Origin of the sequence: Vibrio sp. T3Y01 (assembly GCF_013114525.1) — a bacterium.
In the GTDB taxonomy this organism is placed as follows: Bacteria; Pseudomonadota; Gammaproteobacteria; order Enterobacterales; family Vibrionaceae; genus Vibrio; species Vibrio chagasii_B.
The window spans coordinates 336836-357884 of record NZ_VTXJ01000001.1 but is presented as its reverse complement, the minus strand read 5'-3'; the positions used below and the strand labels follow the sequence as shown (position 1 = coordinate 357884).

Annotated in this window: 20 protein-coding genes; 12 read left to right on the top strand and 8 right to left on the bottom strand. The window is 41.2% G+C overall.

Annotation, left to right across the window (positions count from 1 at the left end; all coding sequences use genetic code 11):
- Nucleotides 1-417 precede the first annotated feature (417 nt).
- Entirely contained in the window at nt 418-1092 is a 675-nt protein-coding gene (locus tag F0232_RS01520; protein ID WP_105058352.1) for a glutathione S-transferase family protein, read from the top strand.
- A 446-nt stretch (nt 1093-1538) separates the two neighbouring features.
- Here F0232_RS01520 and F0232_RS01515 read toward each other — a convergent pair whose 3' ends face one another.
- Nucleotides 1539-2510: a hypothetical protein gene (locus F0232_RS01515; protein WP_105058353.1), complete on the bottom strand. Its 972-nt coding sequence runs from the start codon at nt 2508-2510 to the stop codon at nt 1539-1541.
- Nucleotides 2511-2965: 455 nt separating this feature from the next.
- Here F0232_RS01515 and F0232_RS01510 point away from each other — a divergent pair, with 455 nt between their 5' ends.
- Nucleotides 2966-3289, top strand: coding sequence for a hypothetical protein (locus F0232_RS01510; RefSeq protein ID WP_061032296.1), 324 nt, complete (start codon nt 2966-2968; stop codon nt 3287-3289).
- A 215-nt stretch (nt 3290-3504) separates the two neighbouring features.
- On the top strand, nt 3505-4491 hold the full coding sequence (locus F0232_RS01505; protein WP_105058354.1) for a hypothetical protein: 987 nt from the start codon (nt 3505-3507) through the stop codon (nt 4489-4491).
- 59 nt (nt 4492-4550) lie between these two features.
- Here F0232_RS01505 and F0232_RS01500 read toward each other — a convergent pair whose 3' ends face one another.
- The 4 genes from F0232_RS01500 to F0232_RS01485 all read right to left on the bottom strand — a co-directional run bounded on the left by F0232_RS01500 (nt 4551) and on the right by F0232_RS01485 (nt 8356).
- Nucleotides 4551-5594, bottom strand: a complete 1044-nt coding sequence (locus tag F0232_RS01500) for a GMP reductase (RefSeq protein WP_061032294.1) — start codon at nt 5592-5594, stop codon at nt 4551-4553.
- A gap of 776 nt (nt 5595-6370) precedes the next feature.
- The gene (locus tag F0232_RS01495; protein WP_008216396.1) at nt 6371-6811 is read right to left on the bottom strand and encodes a PAS domain-containing protein; all 441 of its coding nucleotides are present in this window, start codon (nt 6809-6811) and stop codon (nt 6371-6373) included.
- A gap of 1 nt (nt 6812) precedes the next feature.
- Entirely contained in the window at nt 6813-7817 is a 1005-nt protein-coding gene (locus F0232_RS01490) for a response regulator (RefSeq protein WP_032498090.1), read from the bottom strand.
- Nucleotides 7818-8110: 293 nt separating this feature from the next.
- On the bottom strand, nt 8111-8356 hold the full coding sequence (locus tag F0232_RS01485; protein ID WP_061032293.1) for a hypothetical protein: 246 nt from the start codon (nt 8354-8356) through the stop codon (nt 8111-8113).
- Nucleotides 8357-8568: 212 nt separating this feature from the next.
- On the opposite strand from F0232_RS01485, the gene F0232_RS01480 reads away from it, so the two are divergent.
- Entirely contained in the window at nt 8569-9006 is a 438-nt protein-coding gene (locus F0232_RS01480) for a Spy/CpxP family protein refolding chaperone (RefSeq protein ID WP_061032292.1), read from the top strand.
- Between the two features lie 125 nt (nt 9007-9131).
- Here F0232_RS01480 and F0232_RS01475 read toward each other — a convergent pair whose 3' ends face one another.
- On the bottom strand, nt 9132-10484 hold the full coding sequence (locus F0232_RS01475; protein WP_061032291.1) for an MATE family efflux transporter: 1353 nt from the start codon (nt 10482-10484) through the stop codon (nt 9132-9134).
- Between the two features lie 100 nt (nt 10485-10584).
- Here F0232_RS01475 and F0232_RS01470 point away from each other — a divergent pair, with 100 nt between their 5' ends.
- Nucleotides 10585-11559 (top strand): LysR family transcriptional regulator, encoded by a 975-nt coding sequence (locus F0232_RS01470; RefSeq protein ID WP_105058355.1) that lies wholly within the window; start codon nt 10585-10587, stop codon nt 11557-11559.
- A 105-nt stretch (nt 11560-11664) separates the two neighbouring features.
- Here F0232_RS01470 and F0232_RS01465 read toward each other — a convergent pair whose 3' ends face one another.
- Nucleotides 11665-13065: an alpha-amylase family protein gene (locus tag F0232_RS01465; protein WP_105058356.1), complete on the bottom strand. Its 1401-nt coding sequence runs from the start codon at nt 13063-13065 to the stop codon at nt 11665-11667.
- Nucleotides 13066-13351: 286 nt separating this feature from the next.
- On the opposite strand from F0232_RS01465, the gene F0232_RS01460 reads away from it, so the two are divergent.
- Nucleotides 13352-14251 carry a DMT family transporter gene (locus tag F0232_RS01460; RefSeq protein WP_105058357.1) on the top strand — a complete coding sequence of 300 codons (900 nt, stop codon included), beginning with the start codon at nt 13352-13354 and terminating at the stop codon, nt 14249-14251.
- A 95-nt stretch (nt 14252-14346) separates the two neighbouring features.
- Here the strand turns inward: F0232_RS01460 and F0232_RS01455 are convergent, their stop codons facing one another.
- Entirely contained in the window at nt 14347-14766 is a 420-nt protein-coding gene (locus tag F0232_RS01455; RefSeq protein ID WP_061032287.1) for a VOC family protein, read from the bottom strand.
- Between the two features lie 395 nt (nt 14767-15161).
- Between F0232_RS01455 and F0232_RS01450 the strand changes: the two genes are divergently transcribed.
- The 6 genes from F0232_RS01450 (at nt 15162) to F0232_RS01425 (ending at nt 21038) form a co-directional block, all read left to right on the top strand.
- The gene (locus F0232_RS01450; protein ID WP_105058358.1) at nt 15162-15782 is read left to right on the top strand and encodes a heme-binding beta-barrel domain-containing protein; all 621 of its coding nucleotides are present in this window, start codon (nt 15162-15164) and stop codon (nt 15780-15782) included.
- Nucleotides 15783-16361: 579 nt separating this feature from the next.
- The gene (locus F0232_RS01445) at nt 16362-17447 is read left to right on the top strand and encodes a DUF692 family multinuclear iron-containing protein (protein WP_061032285.1); all 1086 of its coding nucleotides are present in this window, start codon (nt 16362-16364) and stop codon (nt 17445-17447) included.
- The gene (locus F0232_RS01440; protein WP_105058359.1) at nt 17444-18232 is read left to right on the top strand and encodes a DUF692 family multinuclear iron-containing protein; all 789 of its coding nucleotides are present in this window, start codon (nt 17444-17446) and stop codon (nt 18230-18232) included. The genes F0232_RS01445 and F0232_RS01440 overlap by 4 nt, the downstream gene beginning before the upstream one ends.
- 534 nt (nt 18233-18766) lie before the next feature.
- Nucleotides 18767-20008, top strand: a complete 1242-nt coding sequence (locus F0232_RS01435; RefSeq protein ID WP_105058360.1) for an MATE family efflux transporter — start codon at nt 18767-18769, stop codon at nt 20006-20008.
- A gap of 142 nt (nt 20009-20150) precedes the next feature.
- Nucleotides 20151-20420 (top strand): DUF3081 domain-containing protein, encoded by a 270-nt coding sequence (locus F0232_RS01430; protein WP_105058361.1) that lies wholly within the window; start codon nt 20151-20153, stop codon nt 20418-20420.
- A gap of 6 nt (nt 20421-20426) precedes the next feature.
- A complete protein-coding gene (locus F0232_RS01425; RefSeq protein ID WP_105058362.1) occupies nt 20427-21038 on the top strand; it encodes a CIA30 family protein in 612 nt (203 codons plus the stop codon).
- The last annotated feature ends 11 nt before the right edge of the window (nt 21039-21049 follow it).

The following is a 21049-nucleotide window of genomic DNA, read 5'->3' as shown; positions in this document are numbered from 1 at the left end:
ACACCAGAATCTCTAAGGTTAATATTCATTTGTTGCATAAGGTGTGGCAGCAGATCACGATTTCGAACCTCTCAGTAAGTCTAATGATTAAGAAAACTCTGATTTTGAAAAGAAATTACTCATTATTTTGAAATATATAACTGCAAGCTCTACGCCCTCTAACCCCTCTAAAATTCATCAGCGAGAGATCCGGAATCCACATTAGAAATAGGTCTAAGCCTCTCTTTAATGCTCACTTATTCAACAACTTATAGCCTATCTTAAACGATAAATCGATTTTGAATTTCTCTCTGAGAACGAAGTTCTAAACACATGGGCTTCAAATACAAAATTGAAGATTCACAGAGAAATTAAAATCAATTATTGAACGATCGTTCAAGCGGTGTTTTAATGAATTACCAATACAAGGAGTTACCCATGCTTAAATTCTATTTTCACCAAACCCCAAACCCAATGAAGATCGCTCTGTTTCTAGAAGAGACAGGCCTAGATTTTGAACTCGTTCCAGTTGATACCTTAAAAGGCGAACAACACACGCCGGAATATCGCTTAATCAACCCGAACGGAAAAACACCCGCCATTGAAAACGAAGGACAACGCGTGTTCGATTCGAACGCTATCCTTCTGTATCTCTCAGAGAAAACAGGCAAGCTTGGTGGTCAGCCAGAAGACAGAGCTGAGCTGCTCTCTTGGATGATGTTTATTGCGAGTGGCCTTGGCCCATACTCTGGCCAATCGGTTCACTTCCGCCATGCCGCACCAGCAGGCCTAGACTACGCGGTAAACCGTTACCTGCGTGAAGCGCAGCGTCATTACGAAGTGCTAGAAAAACATATGGAAGGACGTGAATTTATCGTCGGGAATGAGTACACCATTGTCGATGTAGCCGCATGGGGCTGGATTGATAAAGCGCCTGTCGTGCTTGGTGAAGAAGGCTTAGAACCTTACCCGAACTTGAAGCGCTGGTTTAACGCCATCAACACTCGCCCTGCCGCACTGCGTGCCCGCGAGATTGGTAAAGACATTGAGTTTAAAACCGAACGTGATGAAGAAGCGAAGCGAGCGCTGTTTCCTTCAAACTATGCAAAATAACTGAGCTCAACAACATCACTAAGCGCAAATGACGAGGCCCTACGTAGCCTCCAATTCCAAAAGTACCACTCAAACAAAAAAGAGCGCCTAACGTGCCGCTCTTTTTTGTTCAATTCATATACGCTGAATCGGCTTACTATTGAGGTCTCGCCACAAAGTTAATCTCTCCAGAACCCGTTAAATATCGGTCTCTCATCTTACCGCGTATCTCATTCTCAGAAACAAAGTCAATCAGCAATCGTGACGTAGACGTGGAGTAATACAAACTCTTAAATGTGCCATCAGTTAACCACATTGAATCTGTCGAGCGACATATGACACGTCATAAGCCGCAGCTTGTAGTGAAATAAATGAAATTAAAGACGTCAATAATACTCGAGCATTCATTGTTACTTTCCTTTATATATTAGTGTTTTTTTAAATTCACGAACTTAAAAGCAAAGCACTTACATACCAAGAAGAGCTTTTATGTCACCAGACATATTAAGCATCCAATATTCACCTTCACTCTTAAGTGTAATAATTTCATATTGAGTAGTGATTCGGTCCCCGAACTGCTCTTTTTTCTCGACCGTAATATACTTTTGACCTTGGTAATCAAAGTCATTAATTACAGTGAAGGAAGATAATTTAGCAATATTGGAGCCTTGAGTAATCTTGCGAATATTTAGGAAAGTATTCATAAAGACTTTATCATCCATAACCGCGATGTCTTCTCTAGCAGCTCCGGTACCAAAGGCAATATTCACGATATCAAGAACGTTCTGATTTCCATTTTGAAGGCCTTCCATAATGATTGATTTGAGTTCTCTAATGGCATCCGTATGATAGAAACTTGCAGACTGGTTAAAACCGACCTTTGTGATGAAATCAAAATACTGCTCAACAAACTCGACAGGATCTTGAGACAAAGATAAGTCTCCTTCAACCACGACATCGACATTTTCAATCAATGCGAACGCTGAGCTATAAGGGGTAAAGTCGATACGTTTGTCTGCCAACCAATTATCATAAACCCATGATGATTCGTCCAAACAATGCTGCGATAATTCTGCCAACGGTATTCTGTCACCGATAGTAGTGTTGTGCGTTTTTTTACCTTGAGCATTTGTCGCATACGTATAGACCAAAACACCGGATTGCGGGTAACGCTCCTCTCTATCTATCTCGCTAAAGGTAGTACTAATACACACTCTATCTATGCTATTAAGCGCTATTGGTAACAAGGCACTGGCTTCAGCCCTCTGTGCCAAATACCCCTCACTAAAGTCGAAAAAGTCAAAACTAGGTGCTTGATACAGATTAGGTTCTTCAGTCAGGGTTGGGAGCCCGTGCTTTGTATTCGGGCTAACAATATAGGTTTCACTCGCAGCGCTCGCTGAAATTAATAACATTACTAGTGGGGTGATATTCTTCATTATTTACTTCCTTCATATTTTGGCGAGAATATCTTTTATCCTGATAAAAAGTTCAACCCAGTAAAGCATGAATTAAAAAATAAAAAATCCATCTGTGATTACAATCAACTATACAAGAAGAATAAAATACAATTAAAACAATAAATATACAAAACACTGTGAGCCATAATTAACTAATGATAGTGTTAATTAAAGTTAAAACTATAGATATAGACCTTTATTTATCTCTTTCACATTCCAAATAACTGAAATTAAAATAAAGGATATCAAATTAAACATTGATAAAGTTGAAACCATGCTTATATTAACCTCCAATTAAATTAAGGTATCACCACCATTAAATTTAACATCTAAGATTTCTAATTTATTAATGACTAATTTTATCTCTCACACCATAAGTGAAAGATAAAATCTAAAACTGCGCAACTTAACGTTATTTTAAAGAGCTACTCCCAATGAAAATTAAACTCGCATTATTAGCACTACTATCGCTCAACACAGCTTCAGCCAGCGAATTATTCTTATTTGATCAAGTCACCGCTTTCAAACTCGGTGGTGAGCAACATAGCCTGAGTGGCGTTGAAAAGTACACGGGGCAGAGAATTCGCATCGAGTGGCGACAAAGCGCTTACGAGAAACCACAACGTTTAGATAGGTGCATTGGCACTTTCCTACAGGCGATGAACCAACCGGAGCGCTATTACTTGCATGTAGAACTATCCGAATCGACATTTGTAGGTTGTGAAATCGGAATGAAGGAAAGCTTGTTAGCAAACTGATCCAGACTGTTTGATAAGCTACGATTAGTATTCGGTATTACTAATCGTATCTTAGCTCATTCAGGTTCAGCTTCTACGATTAGACACCAAACACTTGAATCGACAATTCATTCATATTTGTGATATGTGCAACCTAATTCATATGATTATATTGCATACATCCGAAAGACTAACTAACTTCGCATGCTCCACAAAAAACTAAAGGAATCATTTACGTGCGACGTTTATTACCACTCTTAACTGCCTCTATACCAGTACTCTTTTCACCAACGCTATTTGCTCACAGCTACTATTCTGTAACTAGCTGTGATCAGCTAGTAGACATATACAATGAAAAAAACAGACCACTGTACATCGATATTGTCGATAATCTAGATTGTACAAGTGCCCCGACCTTAGTTGAAAGCCTATCGGGAGTAATTAATGGTAATGGCCATGCCATCACGAACCTGAACTTCAAAAGTGAAAGAGGATATAAATTAACCAAGGCAAATTTAAATAACATCACATTTAAAAACACTTCTATCCATAATGAAAACAGCTTTGATCACTTGTTTGACATCGATGACCATTGGCGAAACGTCAAATTCATAAACATAGAAACCACAGGTGCACCATTCAACCAGCTGTTTTATTCACTTGATAACAAAGAGCTTACAGATGTCTCAATTGATCTTGTGGGGGTAAAATTGGCAGCCATTAAAGACTTACTCTCTTCACGTATTTCTCGCTCTAGTATTAACAACCTAGAGCTTTTGAATGCATTTGTAAGCCGCCACTCGTCATCGCCGCTATCTCTGCTTAGTAGGAATGTATCCAGGTCAACCTTAACGAACGTTACACTAGCTGATATAACAGTTATCGGTGAACCTACTGGGGACAATGGGAAAACCAGCATAGTCGATAAGATAGCTGACTCACGCATCAACGGGCTAACTCTAGAAAACGTTACATTCTCACGTTCAGAAGAAGATGCATTCTTTTATTATGAATCCGATAACAAAAGTACCTACACAAACATCTACCATAACCTGTTCGATGACACGACAAATATTGGGTCTATGCCATTAGTCTCAAAACCTAAAGACGACCCGCTAAACCGTACGATCAATTTCCAATCTATGAACCAACCAATGCAAGCTCCGGCAATGTGTACCCCATATTTACTTCAAGATAGTTACTTTGGCATTAAAGCTGAATAAACAAAAAAGAGCCGCTAAAAAGCGGCTCTTGATTTTCAAACTATTCGAATTCGTTCAGATTACTCTTTACCGAATACGTTGTTCTCTTGCTCTTGTACACGGATGAAAGTCGTACGCTTAGTTAGCTCTTTCAGCTTTGCTGCGCCTACGTATGTACAAGTTGAACGTACACCACCAAGGATGTCAGAAATTGTGTTGTGAACTGAACCACGGAACGGAAGTAAAACAGTTTTACCTTCTGCAGCACGGTACTTAGCAACACCACCTGAGTGCTTGTCCATAGCCGACTGTGAAGACATGCCGTAGAACTTCATGAACTGCTTGCCGTCTTGCTCAACAACTTCACCGCCTGACTCTTCGTGACCTGCTAGCATACCGCCTAGCATTACGAAGTCAGCACCGCCGCCGAACGCTTTAGATACGTCACCCGCACATGAACAGCCACCGTCACCGATGATCATGCCACCAAGGCCGTGAGCAGCATCACCACACTCGATGATTGCAGAAAGTTGAGGGTAACCTACACCAGTTTTAACACGTGTAGTACAAACTGAACCTGGGCCGATACCAACTTTAACGATGTCAGCACCTGCTAGGATTAGCTCTTCAACCATGTCACCCGTTACAACGTTACCAGCAGAGATGACTTTGTTCGGGAATTCTGCACGTACTTTTTGCACGTACTCAACTAGGTGCTCTGAGTAGCCGTTAGCGATATCAATACAGATAAATACGAATTCGTCGCTAAGCGCCATGATTTGCTTAGTTTTCTCAAACTCAGCTTCAGATGTACCTGTTGAAACAAATACGTTGTTCAGCGTTTTCTTGTCTGCTGTTTTTGCGAACTCAGCCCACTGCTCTACTGTGTAGTGCTTGTGTACTGCAGTCATTACACCGTGCTCTGCTAGAGCCGCTGCCATTTCGAAACTTGCTACCGAATCCATGTTCGCTGCGATTACTGGTACACCAGACCATTGACGACCGCTATGCTTGAATGTAAACTCGCGGGTTAATTCAACTTGAGAACGACTTTTAAGAGTAGAACGCTTTGGGCGGAATAATACATCTTTGAAGCCTAACTTAAGTTCTTGTTCGATACGCATGATAATTTGTCCTGTAATCATATTACGTGTCGTGCGTTTTCGGTAAGCGTTGGCAGACGCTTTACTGAGTTTCGGACACAAAAAAACCGGAGCGTTGGCAGACGCTCCGGTTTTCAGCATTATAGGCTGTGATTTACTAACAGCAAGTCTGATATTTCATTTTTTTTTGTGCTATCCTCTCAAAGATTCCATATCTGGTAAAAGCTCCCGCCCCTAGTTTTCAACTAAATTCTTAGCAATTAAGAACTTAACAACACATTCGCGCAAACGCTGTCGGTTTATTGCGCAAACGTTTTCCTTTCAAATTCGTCTAAAAAACCTTCGATAAGGCAAATTTGTGAAAAAAGTGCCCTTTAATCACATAAAAATCACACTTTTCTTTAATCAAAAAATGCATTTTTTCTTAAATAATTTCATTTTTTTCTGACTTTTTTCACTTCGTGAGCCAATCTCAGCCCTCTTTCATTACCTCTAAAATTTATAAAGTATAAAGGCAAGCTCGATTAGTACGTCCGAAACTTGGATGAGCGGAATGAAATCGACAAAATATGGCAGGTTTGATGTGCTTACTTATGAGATTCCAATGGGCACAAACCGCTGTTGATAGAGCTAAGTAGCAAGTCGACTAAAGTTAACGAACACAAAACGCCTTCTGTAGTTTGAAATCATTGCTACATCATCAGATACAAAAATGGCCAAGGGGATTAACCTTGGCCATTTTTATTTAGTTTTCAGAGTGCTCTTCTAAGGCGATTCAATTTTCACCTTAAGGTACGCTAAGCCTTTTTCTGAGACATTAGAGCTTCTGCAGTCGCATCCTGAATAGACAAGAACAATGATGTCACTTGTCCAGTTGGAGAACGCATTGGGTTAAGCGTGACGTTCTGATACATAAAGTCCGCTTGCTGAGTTACTGGCCTCACGTTGCGACACTTAAACAGATAAGGTCTTTGTTGCCACGTAATAAAGCTACGACAGCCTAAGTCATAAACCGGTTTTGTTTTAAGCCTAAACCACTCTTCTGGGATTTCAGGAAACAGTTCAAAGATCGACTTGCCAATAGCGTCGTGCGATTGCTTACCACTATGGTGCGTCATGAAACCGTTCCACACTTGCACCTCAAAATCTCGATTGATGACCACCAGCCCCATATCGACGTTTTGAACCATGTCTACCATCCAGTGAAACTGTTCAAATTCAGCAGGAAGATTCAGCATATTAAAATTCCTCCATTAGGTAGGCTAATTTGTTGTCTAAAAGAGGCAGAGACTCATCAACAAACATAAACAGAAGATCACAGCGAATAGAAGTGCCATCAATGTTGTAACTGACTTCAAAGGTCATGGTCTTCTTGAACGAACCACTCGTGTTTTCGATAACAGAGTCAATTGAGATATGTTGACCTAGCAGAACCGGAGAGCTTTGGAAGAATCGAACCTCAGATTGCTCCCCTAACCCATTCAGGAAAGAGCCCACAAGGATGTTAGATACATCCATCAGCAGTTCTAACTCTTCCAGCTCTTCACTTTCAGTCGGAACCTTCATGAGCTTTTTAAGATCGCTCACACTCGAGTCACTTAACAAGACGAGCGCTTCACCGGCAATACCTTCTCCACTGAAGCCTTGGCAAACACCCGATACTTGGTCGTTGTCAGCCAAGTCACGAAGTGCCATGTGCAATTCGCTCACTTCGAAGATGTTTACGTTCGGCAATGGTAAGTGAACGAATACATTGAAATGACGCGCCAATGCATCTGCTGCTCGACCTATCGCAACGTTCGCAACTTCCATATAGATGTCACGTCGGCGCAGAATCGGTAACTCTAGCGGTGCTGGCGTAATAAGTTGAGGCTGTTTTGGTGGCTCAACATGCTCACGTAAAATCGCTTTTAACGCTTCTTTATCAATCGGCTTTTTCAAAAACGCTTTAGCACCAAGGTCCATGACCTTCTGCTGCGCTTTTGGTTGGATATCACCAGAAACAACCACAACGGGTGTGGTGTCACCTAAACGTTGCATCTCTTCCAATGTGCCATAGCCATCTAATTCCGGCATGGTGAGATCAAGAAACATCAGTTTAAACTGGTTTTGAGCTAGCTCTTCAAGTGCGTTAAGCCCATGAACAGCAAAAGTTATATCTGCATTTAGAGAACTAGGCAGTGATCGAGCCATCTGCTTCCGTGCTAACGCAGAATCATCACATATAAGGACTGGGAACGACATAAATGCACCACTGATAAATCAAAGCTAATTCGGACGAGTGTAACAGATCATTATGGTATCAGGTACGGGGTGAATAGATTTATATGTCGATTATTAATAAGAATGATAAGACGGACAGGTGAGCGATTATTTTGAGTGATTTTTCTTAAAAAACAATATGCTACAAGGGCTATAACAACTATCTTTAGTGAACATAACAGCATTATTTTATGAAGTGAGAGCCTTAACAACGACGTTTATTAAAGCTCAATACTGATGGTTAAGTTTTGATGACCTTACGCAATGACGACGGCTTACAGCTGATAGCTCGGCCATAGGATAAGCAGCGCGAAGCGAATGATCACCGCAAACACCAATAATGCAATGCCCAAGCGATACCACTTATACTCTTCAACGCTCATTGGAATCCGTTTATAAAACATAGTGATCACACCTTTCCAATCACTACTGCGTTTTCCATACTGCATCACACTCGTTAAGACAAACAGTGCACCAAGTACTAACATTCCCTTCTCAGCCCAGAACAATCCAACTTCCATTTGTATATTCCTTGATATAACGGTGAGCGACTCAAATCATTCTAGTCACCTTTTAGCTCGGTTTCTGTAAGACCAAGGTCTAAGTCGCTCTGTGCTTAGACGAGCGCAAGTAAGTGAACGCAATGAACTCGGCAAATTAAACTGAACAACATGTTCATATCGAGTTCAGCTTACTCACCTATACTCATGTTTCCACTAACAGGAGAAACTCAATGAAATCACTGAAAAAGTCGCTTTGTGTATTAACTGCTTCAGCTTTACTCGTTACCGCTCCGTTTGTGAGTGCTTCATCACCACAACAACCGCCACAACCAGCAGTGAGCCCATTGCAAATGGTTATTGCTTCTTTAAACCTAAGTGAAGAGCAACATGCGGAAGTCATCTCTCTTATTGAAGACTATCAATCTGATCGAACAAAGATTGATATGAATAGCGCGATAGAACTTAAGAAAAAGCAGGTCGCCCTAGTGACTCAGCCTGACTTCAATGAAGCTGAGATGGAAAAGGTCATTGATACGGTTCAAGCGACCGAGAAGTCGATGGTGATGCAAGAGATGCGTCTTAAGAACAACATCTACAACGTGTTAACTGAAGAGCAAAAAGAGCAGTTCAAAACCATGATGAAGTCTGCGCTCTCTGGTGGAAAGTAGCCTGGTAGAAACTAACTGCCCCTAACCCTGATATTGACTCCTTCCCCCGAGAGTCAATTTAGACAAACAAAAGCCACAGTTTTAATCTGTGGCTTTCTATTATGAGTAACGTATTACTAAAAAGCTTAAGAATAAGCAGAACAACCTACATCAGGAGCCTTGCTGTTCTTATTAAGCACGACCATCAAATGAATGAGCAATAGAATACCTGTCACACCTAAACCAACGCCGATCCCACCCCAGATCCCTGCTAGCTCGAATTTTGGCATCAAGTACCAAGCAGCAGGCAGGCCAAATACCCAGTAACCAATTGCCGTCATCACCGTTGGCATAGAGACAATCTTCATCCCTCTTAGCAGGTTGATTGCTAACAACTGCCAAGCATCAACAATAAAGCAGAGTGCAACAACCCAGATAACAGAGGCCAATAGCGATGTCATTGCTCCTGTGCCATCATCCAGCTTGAAGATAGAAGCTATCATTTCCGGCCATAAGATAAAGACAGCCGACAACGCAACACTCAACACCGACACTAATATGAAGCTTTGAATCGAGGTTCGTTTAATTCCTTCATAGTTGCCCGCTCCGTAATCCCGACCAACCAAAATTGCCGCAGCTTGCGAGAATCCGAAATTGAAGTTCCAAGTAAAACTCAAGCATTGCAGTAAGATTTGGTGCAGCGCTAGAGAAGCGATACTAATGGTTCCTGCCATCAAGGTGCCACCATAAATCAAACCATGCTCAAGCAACGCTGCAATCGCGATAGGTAAACCCATCAATAGCAAAGGGCTCATCAACTTAAGGGAGTACTCTTCTGTGTGTAGCCAAGGAGCAAATTGTTTGAATTCGTCACGCTTGAATACCCAAACCGTGTATCCAATCATCACCATAAATGCCGCAATAGCCGTACCTAAGCCCAAGCCTGTTAAGCCCATATCTAACTGGAACGTGAGGAAGTAACTCACTGGCACATTTAAGATCACAGTGATAATCGACATCACTAGAATAGAGCGCACACTACCAAACGCACTGGTTAAGCCGCGCAGCACCAATAAAATAAGCGAAGGCAACATCACCCATTTTAGAGCGTGCACATACTCCATCGCTAAGGTAATCACTTCCTGTGGTTGCTTGGCAGCTTCTAACACCAAAGGTGCTAACCAGAAGCTTGTCATTAAGAGTGCACTAAGTACAAACGCCAGCATGGTTGCGCCTTTCACAGCCAACCTAATTTGGCTATTACCAAATTCAGGGCGAGCGACTCGTTGACCATAAGCAATAGCGATCAGGTTTGCCACACAACCAACTGTACTGCTCGCAATAATGAAGATAAAAAAGTAGATAGAGGCGCCTAAGCCACCAGCAGCAAGGGCTGACACGCTGATTCGCGACATCATCCAAACATCAGTAAGGACTAAAGCCATGGATATCAGCTGTGAAATGATCAAAGGGAATGCAAGAGTCAGTATTTTTTTCATGAGCGCCTCAGTTAATTTCGCCCAAAATACGATCGATGGGACTAGCGTTCAATTGATAAATTTGCGACTCTAACATTCCAAAAACTCATGCGAACGAATTATGACCCCATATCCTAGTCTGCCTTCCTCACATAATGGCTTAAAAGCCTTTGAAGCGGCAGCGAGACTGATGAGCTTTACACTTGCCGCCGATGAGCTCAACGTGACACAGAGTGCAATCAGCCGTCAGATCAAACAGCTTGAAGATGAGCTGAACGCATCGCTGATCATTCGTAAGCATCGAGCCATTGAATTAACGGTACAAGGTCATGATTTGTATGTCGCTTTGCGAGAAAGCTACGGCAATATCGAATCGGTTATCGCTTCCTGGAGAGAACCGAAGCAGAAGCGCATAGTGATAAAGGCAACCTTGAGCTTCGCTACGCGCGTGTTGATCTCCAAAGTTCGTGAATTAAACGAGCGTTACCCAGATTACGAGATCGTGATCGTTCCTGTGATTGAAGAAGATGAAGCGATCAACAGCAGCGAATACGACCTGTTGATCTTCCACACTCGATTCAAAAAACGCTATGACAACGCGCCTGACATCACTTTCTTGCGTGAAGAGTTCATGGCGCCAGTCTGCTCTTCAAGCTTAACGAATGCTGCTGGTTTGACTAAGCAAGATACCGACCTCGATTCGATCTTAACCATGCCGAGGCTGCACCCAACCTTAGATCATCATGATTGGAAAGTATGGCTAGCCGATGTTGAATCGCCACCGAAAAAGCCCGTCAGAAATACCAGTTTCTTGTCTTTGGATATGGCACTCAGTGCGTGCTTATCTGGTGAAGGCGTCACGGTGACGGATTTACTTTTGGTTTTGCAAGATCTGCAGCGCGGTTTCTTATATTGCCCAGAGAATGCCAAGATCCAGAACAGTGCGTGGACCTATTTCATCCACCAGCGCACCCACTCTGCGGTAATCAACGATCTGATTGAATGGCTTAAACAAGAGACCAAAAACGAGATCGAGCTACTTAAGTCACTCTCCCAGCAAAATCATTGGTCAGGAGTGATTGAAGACCAGCACTAGACACAAGCTTACTCCAAGTGAATAAGCCGCAACATGTGCTGCGGCTTATACTAATGAAGTCATCGCTCTTCGTTTAATGGACTAAGTGGCTTAACTCGACAGCACTTACAACTTAAACATACGCGCACTGCGTGGTGGCAGGTTAAACGTATGGTAGCGAGAAGAAATGGTTTCTGTCGCGCTGCTTAGTACGTCTTTGTATTGAACATGCCAATTGAACTCGTGTTGGTAAGTATCAACGGTCACACCACGCGTCTCTCCACACTTATTTATCCCAACGACCCCTTCTTTGCCACGCTTGAACAACAAGGTGCACTGGTCACTTGAAATCATGGTCATTGTTTTGCCTTGCATCGCATTATGGAAGCTCAACATGTTTTTCATTATCGAACTGTTCCACACATTACCCCAACGACCATTATCCTTGTCTTCAGAATCAGGAAGATCATCACTGTAGATCAGCGGCGTGCCGCCATCTTTACCAAGGATATACGCATAAGCAAGCTGCTCATCTTGCGGGTCCATAATTTGGTAACGGAAGCCGTCGTTGGTTGGAATGTCATGTGTGATAGTAAAGGTAATGGCACGGCTATCATCCAATGCTTGACCGTAAGCTTGTGGATCGTGCAATTGGTTTAATCCGCCTCCCATAGAAAAAGCTACTCGAATAGAAGCAAACAACGGGAAATCGTACGCTGAGTGGTTGGTGTTGTTTAAGTAAGGGGCTAAGAAAGACTCATAGCCGCTGTTCCCTGCCCCACCACTGGTAATCACCTCACCAAACACATGCATGTTCGATGTGATTTCAGGCGTAAATACTTGATCGATTTGGTACTGGCTCATGTGTTTCACCGCATCAATGCGGAAGCCCTTGATACCCATCTCTTTTAGCGCCTTCAAATACAAACGTTGCTGTGACACTACCCAGTTGTTTGGGTCGAGATCGGGTAGCCCGGTATCGCCATCAGCACCACACAAACGCCAGTATTGAACATGACCCGGATCGTTCCAGTCTGTAATACAGCCTGCGGCATGAAAATCATTGGCCGAAACAAAACCTTGCGCCAAGTTGCCAAAGAGAGTCTGGTCAGCATAGTAGCTTGAGCGGCTGGCATACTCGTTTAGCACTTCTGTACCAGGGTAGTTCAAGTCACTTCGCTTCCAGCTTTCATTCGCCATGTGGTTAAGTACAACATCCGCGTAAACATCAACACCGACACTTTTCAGCGCAGCAATCATTGCCGCTAAATCTTGTTTATTCCCCAATGGAGAATCAATCGTGCGTAGATCTTGTGGTTGATAACGCGCCCACCACTGTGTCCCACTAGATTTCATTGCCGGAGCAACCAGTACTTTCTTGTAACCAGCTTCGGCGATTTTATTAGCATTGGCTGTCACATCTGAATATTTCCAGTTAAATGCATGCAAAATGGTATCGGCATAAGTCGCTGAACTAAAAGAGCAAAGCGCGAGTGTGGATATGAGTAAGGTATTTATTGGTTTCATAGAACATATCTCTCATTATAAATTCACAAGAATGATATGAGCGATAGAGGTAATTTAAACGACCGATAAATCAGAGTTGAATTAGCGTCACCTTCTGTTGATGTTGATTTTATAAAATTGAGCTATAACCGATATTATGCGAGGCGTTTTGCGGTGTTGTTCTCGTATACGCAAAGAGTGGAAATCAGAATGAATTGAATCAAGTTGACGAGAAAAAGACAAAGGCTTTGGTCGGGTCTCCTAAACTAAGCTATCATTCCTTCTCCCTCAACCGATTGATATTTTTATGCCTTCTTTCTCTTTTTCAATGATCCCTGTTGGGGTTCGATTCATGCTCCTCTCCGCTTTTGGGTTCGCACTGATGTCAGCCTGTGTGAAATACATCAGCAACTATGGCATACCTGTATTTGAGATCGTTGCAGCAAGGGCGTTAGTGTCTTTGATCATTAGCTATATCGACGTAAAACGAAAAGGCATTTCTATCTGGGGTAACAACAAACCCCTGTTGTTTGTTCGGGGTGCAGTCGGCACTGCAGCGCTGATGTGTGTGTACTACGCAGTTACTACGTTACCGCTAGCAGAAGCAACCATTCTACAGTACGTACACCCCGTTTTTACTGCCCTACTTGGCGTGTTATTCCTCAAAGAACGCGTCCAAAAATCGACTATGATTTGCATTGCGTTCTGTCTAGCGGGATTATTGGTGATGGTACAACCAAGCATGAGCAGCAATACAAGTAGTGAGTTACCGTTATTCAGTATTATGGTGGCATTGCTTGGTGCATTTGGTAGCTCAATTGCTTATGTGATTGTCCGAAAGCTGAGCCAAACAGAAGATAGCTCAGTCATCATCTTCTACTTCCCATTAGTAGCTTTACCAATATCGACAGCGCTTATTTGGAACGACTTTGTAATGCCAAGCCTATTCTTAACCGTGATGTTGGTTTTGGTTGGGGTATTCACTCAAATTGGTCAATACGGTTTAACCAAGGCAATGCAAACTCAAGCAGCAGGAAAAGCTTCGGCTTACTCTTACGTTCAAATCGTCTTCTCTGCATTGTTAGGCGTATGGATCTTCAATGAGCTCCCATCAATATGGACATATCTTGGTGGTGGTCTGATTGTCACTGGCGCGCTTATTAATGTGTTTGGGAAACAGCTATTGGTGCCGTTCAAAGCTAAGTAAAACACCGAGCGAAAGAATAGTTAGCTAATCAATCTAAAAAGGCATTGCGGAGTGTTCCACAATGCCTTTTTCAGTTTTCCTACCTAACGATTCTGCTAACTTGTAGCATTTCTCAGCTTAGGATCATCACTCAGATATTCAACGAACTCGATTTCAAAGCCAGCCGGATCTACAAAGTAGACATTTTTTCGATAAGGTTCTTCAGCGCCGGGTTTGGCAATCGGGAAGCCCGCATCGATAAGACGTTGAGTTACGCTTTCGATATTATTGGTAACATAGGCGAAGTGTGCTAGACCAACAGAGTGACCATCTAAATCTCGATTCTCACCCTCACCATGATCACTCATTGCGATATACTGATACTCATCTCCGAAGTGTAACCAGTTACGTGGCTTACCTGACCATTCGCCCTTACCTTCGTCACGAACATACCAATGAGGGAACGCCGCTTTGTAGAAAGTCAGCATTTCTGGGATGTCTTTAACGACTAAATTTACATGTTCAAGTTGGATCATTCTTCTCTCCTTAAAGTATTCTCGTAAGCAACGTTGCATATCCTAATACCTCAAGTTAAGTTGAGGTAAAGCACTAATTTGCATTTATTTCGAGAACGTTTTTAGAGCCCAAACTGTCATATTTTCTGAAATACAAACTTTAAGTTTAGACGACCTCAAACCAGATAACTGGCCTCTACTTCAAGAGAAAAGTAAACCTACTAGATTCCCTCAAATTTGGATAAGAAACCAAGTTTCCTGTTCAATATTTAAACGTATTAACATCCCCTTATTGACTGATACATCAGCTTACACTTCGCTTTCATATTAGCCAGCAACACTGATCTGGGTTAATAAACTGGTTTCACATCACCTTTATTGTTAATTAAGTCAAATAACTATATAAGGAAGTTACAGTGAAAAAAGTATTAGCATTGGGTATTGCAGCAGTAATCTCGGTTCCAGCATTTGCAGATCACAACACAATCGATGGTATGGATTTCGGACCACTAGCAAAGTTAGTTGGTACCTGGAAATCCGTAGAAACTGGTGGTATTGATGTATCACCGGGCCAAGAAGGTACTGAAGTGGGTGCGGGGGGCCCTGCAGTCACGCCATTTTATGAAGTGATGACATTTGAAGTGGCCGCTGATGCAACCAACGCCAGCGACCAATATCTCGTTGCGCTTTACTATAAACAGGAAGTATTCCGAAAGGCTGACGATTCTAAATTCCACGATCAACGTGGTTACTTCATCTATGACCAAGAAAATCAGATCGTCTACAACTCTTACTGTGTGCCACGCACCACATGTGTCACCGCGGAAGGCCCTGCTGGCGACACAATGACGTTAGTCGCGTCTAAGCGCGGTATCGCTGAGTCTGAATACATGACAGACAACGCAACTACCACAGACTTCACAATGAACATCAGCATCTCAGACGACACGCTGACTTACTCTCAAACCACTGGCTTAGAGATCTACGACAAAACCTTCGCACACACCGATTCAAGTACACTAATTAAAGTGAAGTAGACTCAAATACAAACGCCTTTCACAACGAAGTGAAAGGCGTTAATTGCGACTATGGTTATCACTATCGAAACAGCTATTCTCTACTCTTGCCATCATGACTACCCTCTATGATTTAAACCAACCTATCATCGTGAGTGAAGATCACTTTTTATAGTAAAAACTAATCCATTACATTGAAAATTTCAAAGTAACCTCTTCACCAAAGAAGCATATCCTAAATTAGATAAAACAAATATAGCTACTGTTTAAACCAATTATATTTACAATTCTAAAATTAACTCCAAGTCAACAAAGCTATATTGATAATACAGTAAATTTATAGCGCAAATAACTCTGGTGACGATCAAACTTTTAACCATTTTGTTAATTTATAGTTTCAATAATGTTGAAAAGTAACCTTGCAAATATTAAATTGATTTTCGTCTTATTAACAAGGCAAATTCAATTATAAAGGATATATAAAATGAACAGCGAAAAAAAAGTAGTAGTTAAAGTTAAAGACAAAGAAATGACTTGCGGAAGCTACAACAAGTAATTTGATATGGCCCTTTAGTAATAAAGGGCCATTGAGGTATTTTCATGAATTTAGCTTGTAGTTATAATCATCACTTTTCAACAGGGAAACTCTACCCTTCTAACGACGTAAGACTTATCGAACTTGGTTTCAAGGCATACCAAAGTTTATTTGTTAATAATCTACCATCTAACAAAATAAGCTCCACACCTCTATCATTACATATATCAAGATCTCCAATCACTGAACCTGAGATTTATCAAGATCAATTCATCAACGAAAAACTAATTGACAAAAAAGATGACAATAGAATTATTAGTCTTGGATTTCACTTATGTGGAGATAGAAATACTAACATAGGAAAACTGGGGTTTTCATCGCACTATAAGCACAACGATGACAGTGAAAGCAATGCTATTCGTTTCTTGACTAAAGTACAACAGGTAACAAAAAAACCGGTTTGGTTAGAAAATGCAAATTTTTACTCTTCTTCAGTCAATGAAATCATATCAAATTGGAAGAGCTTTAATCGTGTAGTTAAGGCTTCCGGTGCTGGAGCGATAATTGACCTATCCCACCTAATTATTGACTGCAGTAACAATAATATAAGTCCACTCTCTATGATTGGTTTCATTGATTGGAATTCAGTTGTCGAGATCCACTTATCTGGAATTATCGAGGGTAAGGATGGAGCTTTACATGATGGTCACGGCACACAAGTCCATTCATCTGTATGGGAATTACTCCAGCAACTCCTAAAGTTAGAGTTATTAGATAAGAATGTTTTTATTAATATCGAGCACAGTGATGATGTTTGGTCTAATAAAACAGAGCTCTACAACAGAGACTTCGATATACTCAAAAAACTACTAAATGAACCTATAAAGCAAAGTAGTAAAGCAGAGCATGCGCAAATGTATGCGCAATCTTATCTAAGAAAGATATTAACCCAAGAAGTAGAAAATATAGAGGAAATATCAGAGTTCTTTAATATTACACCCTCAGATCTTTTGAATGAGTGGATGGAGTATGTCATCAATGTGGATAAGAGAATTGCACTTTCAATCGATGATATGGACTCATTAATAGAAAAAAACTCTATACATTTTATTCAGTCATTTACAGAATTCGTAGATTATAAACAACAATGAAAGTAGGTATTAACTGGTCAGGACAAAGAGAGTTGGCCTGCATGAAGGAGTTATTCGATAATAGAGACATAGAATTTGTTGAGCTATTAATAGATAACTTTTTAACAACAGACACGAACTCAATAAAGAAAATCCTTGATGGGCGACTCTGTGCGTTTCATATCATGAACTCTCAGTTTCTCCACAGAGATGAACTAGAGTTGAAAAAAATGGCCGAGATAATAAACAACTTAATAGTAGAACTCAATCCTATATATATTTCTGACCATATTGGTAAGTTCTATCATAACGGTCAAGCGCTACCCCAAATGCTAGAAATAGACTACGAGAAAGATACTGAATGGGTTCTAGAAAAATTAACTTACTGGTCAAATCTTTTAAATGGTCAATTACTACTAGAAAACTATCCATCGATAATACCTCAATCGGTAACACAGATATGCTTTTTTGAGGAAGTATTATCTAAAACTCACTGTGGTCTTCTTTATGATCTTTCAAATGCATTTATAGCTGAGAAGAATACAGGTCAAAAAAAAGATGCTTGGCGTGAACTAATCAAAAAATGCGAACATTTTCATATCGCAGGATTCGAAAATGGGCCTGAAGGAGAGTTCTTAGTAGATACCCACAATCAATGTATCGATGAATTGGTATTAGACTACCTCGAACAACTAACCCAAGAGCATAATATCAAAACAATCTCTGTGGAAAGAGACGACAACTTTAACGCTCATGAATGGATTCTAGACATCGATAATGTAAGAGGCTGCCAATACCATGGATAATATCTTAAATTCTGTTGTTGCTCCCTTTTCTAGTAAGCCCTTAAATCACAGGGAAGCTCTCTATACCTCTCTCATCATAGATGCTTCATCCAACTTAATTTTGAGCGGATGTCCAAGCTTGAATGAAAATAAAATATTATGCTCAAGTCATTTATATACCGAATTCGTTAACTGGTGCTTCCTACATCAAAAAAAGATGGACTGGAGACTCTCACTATCGTTCTACGACTATTTAGTCGATTTAAATGAACTCGTGACCAAGGAAGCTCATATGGAATTAATTTTCTTAGCCTGCTCCCAATGGACATACAACGACAAAAGTGCAAATCAAACCTTCGTGCTATGTCATACCTCACTACCTTCGTGTGTATTTGGCAGCAATAAATCTCTACGAGCCGAAAGTTCCCGTGAAGTCTTCTATTACGAAACAAGTCAACTAAACACGTTCTTAAGACACACTCAACCTCAACACACTTTCATGTATTGGATACTTGAAAACGATAACAGCTTCCCTACATCATCAGGAACTTTAATATGATCGCAACTTTCCTTAAGCGAGCCCTAATAATCTCAGCAACAAGGTTTGTTGCACTGTCTCTCGCGATGGTCGATATGATCATGTTAGGACACACAAATATGCTGGCAGTGCAAGATTACACCTTGGCTTCACAAGTCGCTCAGGTTTTCGTAATCTTGGCTGTCGTGCTCAGTATTGGTATCAATATCGTCATTGGACAGAACAAAGAGGCACCTCGTCAAACCGCTCAAGAAATACTTGGATATTCAATATGTCTTGGCGTGGTTTTACTTGTTATAAGCCTTCTTGTGGGCCAATTTTTTGATGCTTCAAACTACGCAACTCAAAGTTATTTTATACTTTCCATTAGTATTTTCCCGTTGGCTATTTATGTTGGATTATGCAACATTTTAGAAGCACAAGGCTTAGAGAAAAAAGTGCTAGCGGTAACAATAGTCAGTGCAATAGCGAATATCGCTTTTAACTATATCGCAATAGCTAACATAGATAACGCTTCTGTAGCGGTATCAATATCGACACTAGCAATACGCGTTTTAACCTTATTACCTGTCATATATCTAGGTTTCAAAAATCAGCTCATCGCTACGCCACGATTCAACAAGGAAAAGGTCGGAATACTTGTTAATTTTGGTCGCACAGAAGCATTGACCAGTATCTGCTTCACTGGCGGTATTTCAATTTTGGTTCTTACGTTTGCCAGTCTTTATAACCAAGAGCATACTGCGTATCTTGGGTTTGCCCTCAACTTTATGAATAGCTTTTCCGTGCTCTATGTAGGGTTGGTGATATCTCTGTCCATTTCACTCTCTCAAATGGACAAATCCTCTAATGAACCTTACTCAATGCTCACGATTATGTTCGGTTATATCCTCGTGAGTGCATTTGGGTTAATTTTACTTGCTGAGGCTATTTCTCAGATCTATACACCTACTGCAACAAATGAATTGGTAAAAGCATTAAAACTCTCAGTCGCAGTGATCGCAATTGATGGTATTGCTCTTGTGTTTATATCTTGGTTAAGAGTTAGAGGCTTTTCTCAACTCCCGCCGCTATTTCGACTTGCAATGATCTTTGTTGGGCTACCAGGAGCTTTCTTTATTAACGCTTTCGATAATCCTGTTCTCAATGTCATCTTTTTCATGGCCCTCGGTAACCTTATCGCTGCTCTAGCGTCAATGGTCTATTTTGTGTTTCGTATCAAGCATAAATCTGAAGCTCTTTTAGGAGCTCATCAGTAGATACATTTCTCTACTTCCATACCGCGAGCACAATCTAAAAGTGCTCGCGTCTCTCTTAGTGATCGGAACCTAAAAGCAAACCGTAACGATTTAAATACAAGTGCTTAGCTGTTTATCGTCGATCACACCGAGGGAGCCACACATGGACAACAGGATCACCATCATTGAGTTTCTTAGAGTATTCGAGTTCATTCGCTCTTCCGGGGAACAACTGAACAACAAATATCAAGTTGGTGAGATGATAGCTTGGCATGATTACGATGGTTACACCTGTTGGCTAAGCTACAAAGGCGTCACCGTGACACTGATGTTTCATGGTTCGCTGAAAATTGAGTACGAAAACGCGTCAAACTACTCTGAGTTCATCGACCATTGTCTAGGAATTCTCGCCACGGAATCTTGCGCGGACTAATGAGTAATGGAGAAAATCATGAACGAGTCGGACTTCACAGCGTCTTCACTGCGTAAGCGAATAACGCCTTTGTGGTTAACCCTCAGCCTTTCTTTGTTATGGTCTGAAACGTCAACAGCAGGAATAGAGATGATTGATTTCACGCAAGCAAGCGAACACCAGAAATGGTCTGCAATCAACGATAATGTAATGGGTGGCATTTCAACAGGTGGGCTCATTTACGATAGCAAGCAGAGCCTATTTAAGGGAGACCTATCATTAGAAAATAATGGTGGATTCAGCTCAATAAACCGCTCTCTTGAATCGTTAAATCCCGCGGTTAACAACGTAGAGTTATCCTTTGTTGGTGATGGACGCACCTACCAGTTAAGGTTCACCACATGGAAAGACGGCTATAGAACCAACTACAAGCACAGCTTTGAGACCATCAAAGGCGAGCAACTCAAGAAAGTGTTCAGACTAGAGGACTTTCAAGCCGTGTTTAGAGGCCGATTACTCAACAATGCACCAGAACTCAAAGCTCAAGACATCAAACAGTTCGGCTTTTTGATTGCAGACAAACAGCCTTTGCCCTTTGAGTTAAAACTGCTTCAGATTCAATTCAAAGCATCCGAATAAATTGGAAAGAT

Excerpts from the sequence above, each read along its gene's own strand:
- F0232_RS01435 (WP_105058360.1), top strand. The coding sequence starts at position 18,767 with ATGATCGCAACTTTCCTTAAGCGAGCCCTAATAATCTCAGCAACAAGG.
- F0232_RS01460 (WP_105058357.1), top strand. The coding sequence starts at position 13,352 with ATGCCTTCTTTCTCTTTTTCAATGATCCCTGTTGGGGTTCGATTCATG.
- F0232_RS01510 (WP_061032296.1), top strand. The coding sequence starts at position 2,966 with ATGAAAATTAAACTCGCATTATTAGCACTACTATCGCTCAACACAGCT.
- F0232_RS01520 (WP_105058352.1), top strand. The coding sequence starts at position 418 with ATGCTTAAATTCTATTTTCACCAAACCCCAAACCCAATGAAGATCGCT.
- F0232_RS01470 (WP_105058355.1), top strand. The coding sequence starts at position 10,585 with ATGACCCCATATCCTAGTCTGCCTTCCTCACATAATGGCTTAAAAGCC.
- F0232_RS01465 (WP_105058356.1), bottom strand. The coding sequence starts at position 13,065 with ATGAAACCAATAAATACCTTACTCATATCCACACTCGCGCTTTGCTCT.
- F0232_RS01440 (WP_105058359.1), top strand. The coding sequence starts at position 17,444 with ATGAAAGTAGGTATTAACTGGTCAGGACAAAGAGAGTTGGCCTGCATG.
- F0232_RS01515 (WP_105058353.1), bottom strand. The coding sequence starts at position 2,510 with ATGAAGAATATCACCCCACTAGTAATGTTATTAATTTCAGCGAGCGCT.
- F0232_RS01445 (WP_061032285.1), top strand. The coding sequence starts at position 16,362 with ATGAATTTAGCTTGTAGTTATAATCATCACTTTTCAACAGGGAAACTC.
- F0232_RS01430 (WP_105058361.1), top strand. The coding sequence starts at position 20,151 with ATGGACAACAGGATCACCATCATTGAGTTTCTTAGAGTATTCGAGTTC.
- F0232_RS01425 (WP_105058362.1), top strand. The coding sequence starts at position 20,427 with ATGGAGAAAATCATGAACGAGTCGGACTTCACAGCGTCTTCACTGCGT.
- F0232_RS01455 (WP_061032287.1), bottom strand. The coding sequence starts at position 14,766 with ATGATCCAACTTGAACATGTAAATTTAGTCGTTAAAGACATCCCAGAA.
- F0232_RS01475 (WP_061032291.1), bottom strand. The coding sequence starts at position 10,484 with ATGAAAAAAATACTGACTCTTGCATTCCCTTTGATCATTTCACAGCTG.
- F0232_RS01495 (WP_008216396.1), bottom strand. The coding sequence starts at position 6,811 with ATGCTGAATCTTCCTGCTGAATTTGAACAGTTTCACTGGATGGTAGAC.
- F0232_RS01500 (WP_061032294.1), bottom strand. The coding sequence starts at position 5,594 with ATGCGTATCGAACAAGAACTTAAGTTAGGCTTCAAAGATGTATTATTC.
- F0232_RS01480 (WP_061032292.1), top strand. The coding sequence starts at position 8,569 with ATGAAATCACTGAAAAAGTCGCTTTGTGTATTAACTGCTTCAGCTTTA.
- F0232_RS01485 (WP_061032293.1), bottom strand. The coding sequence starts at position 8,356 with ATGGAAGTTGGATTGTTCTGGGCTGAGAAGGGAATGTTAGTACTTGGT.
- F0232_RS01490 (WP_032498090.1), bottom strand. The coding sequence starts at position 7,817 with ATGTCGTTCCCAGTCCTTATATGTGATGATTCTGCGTTAGCACGGAAG.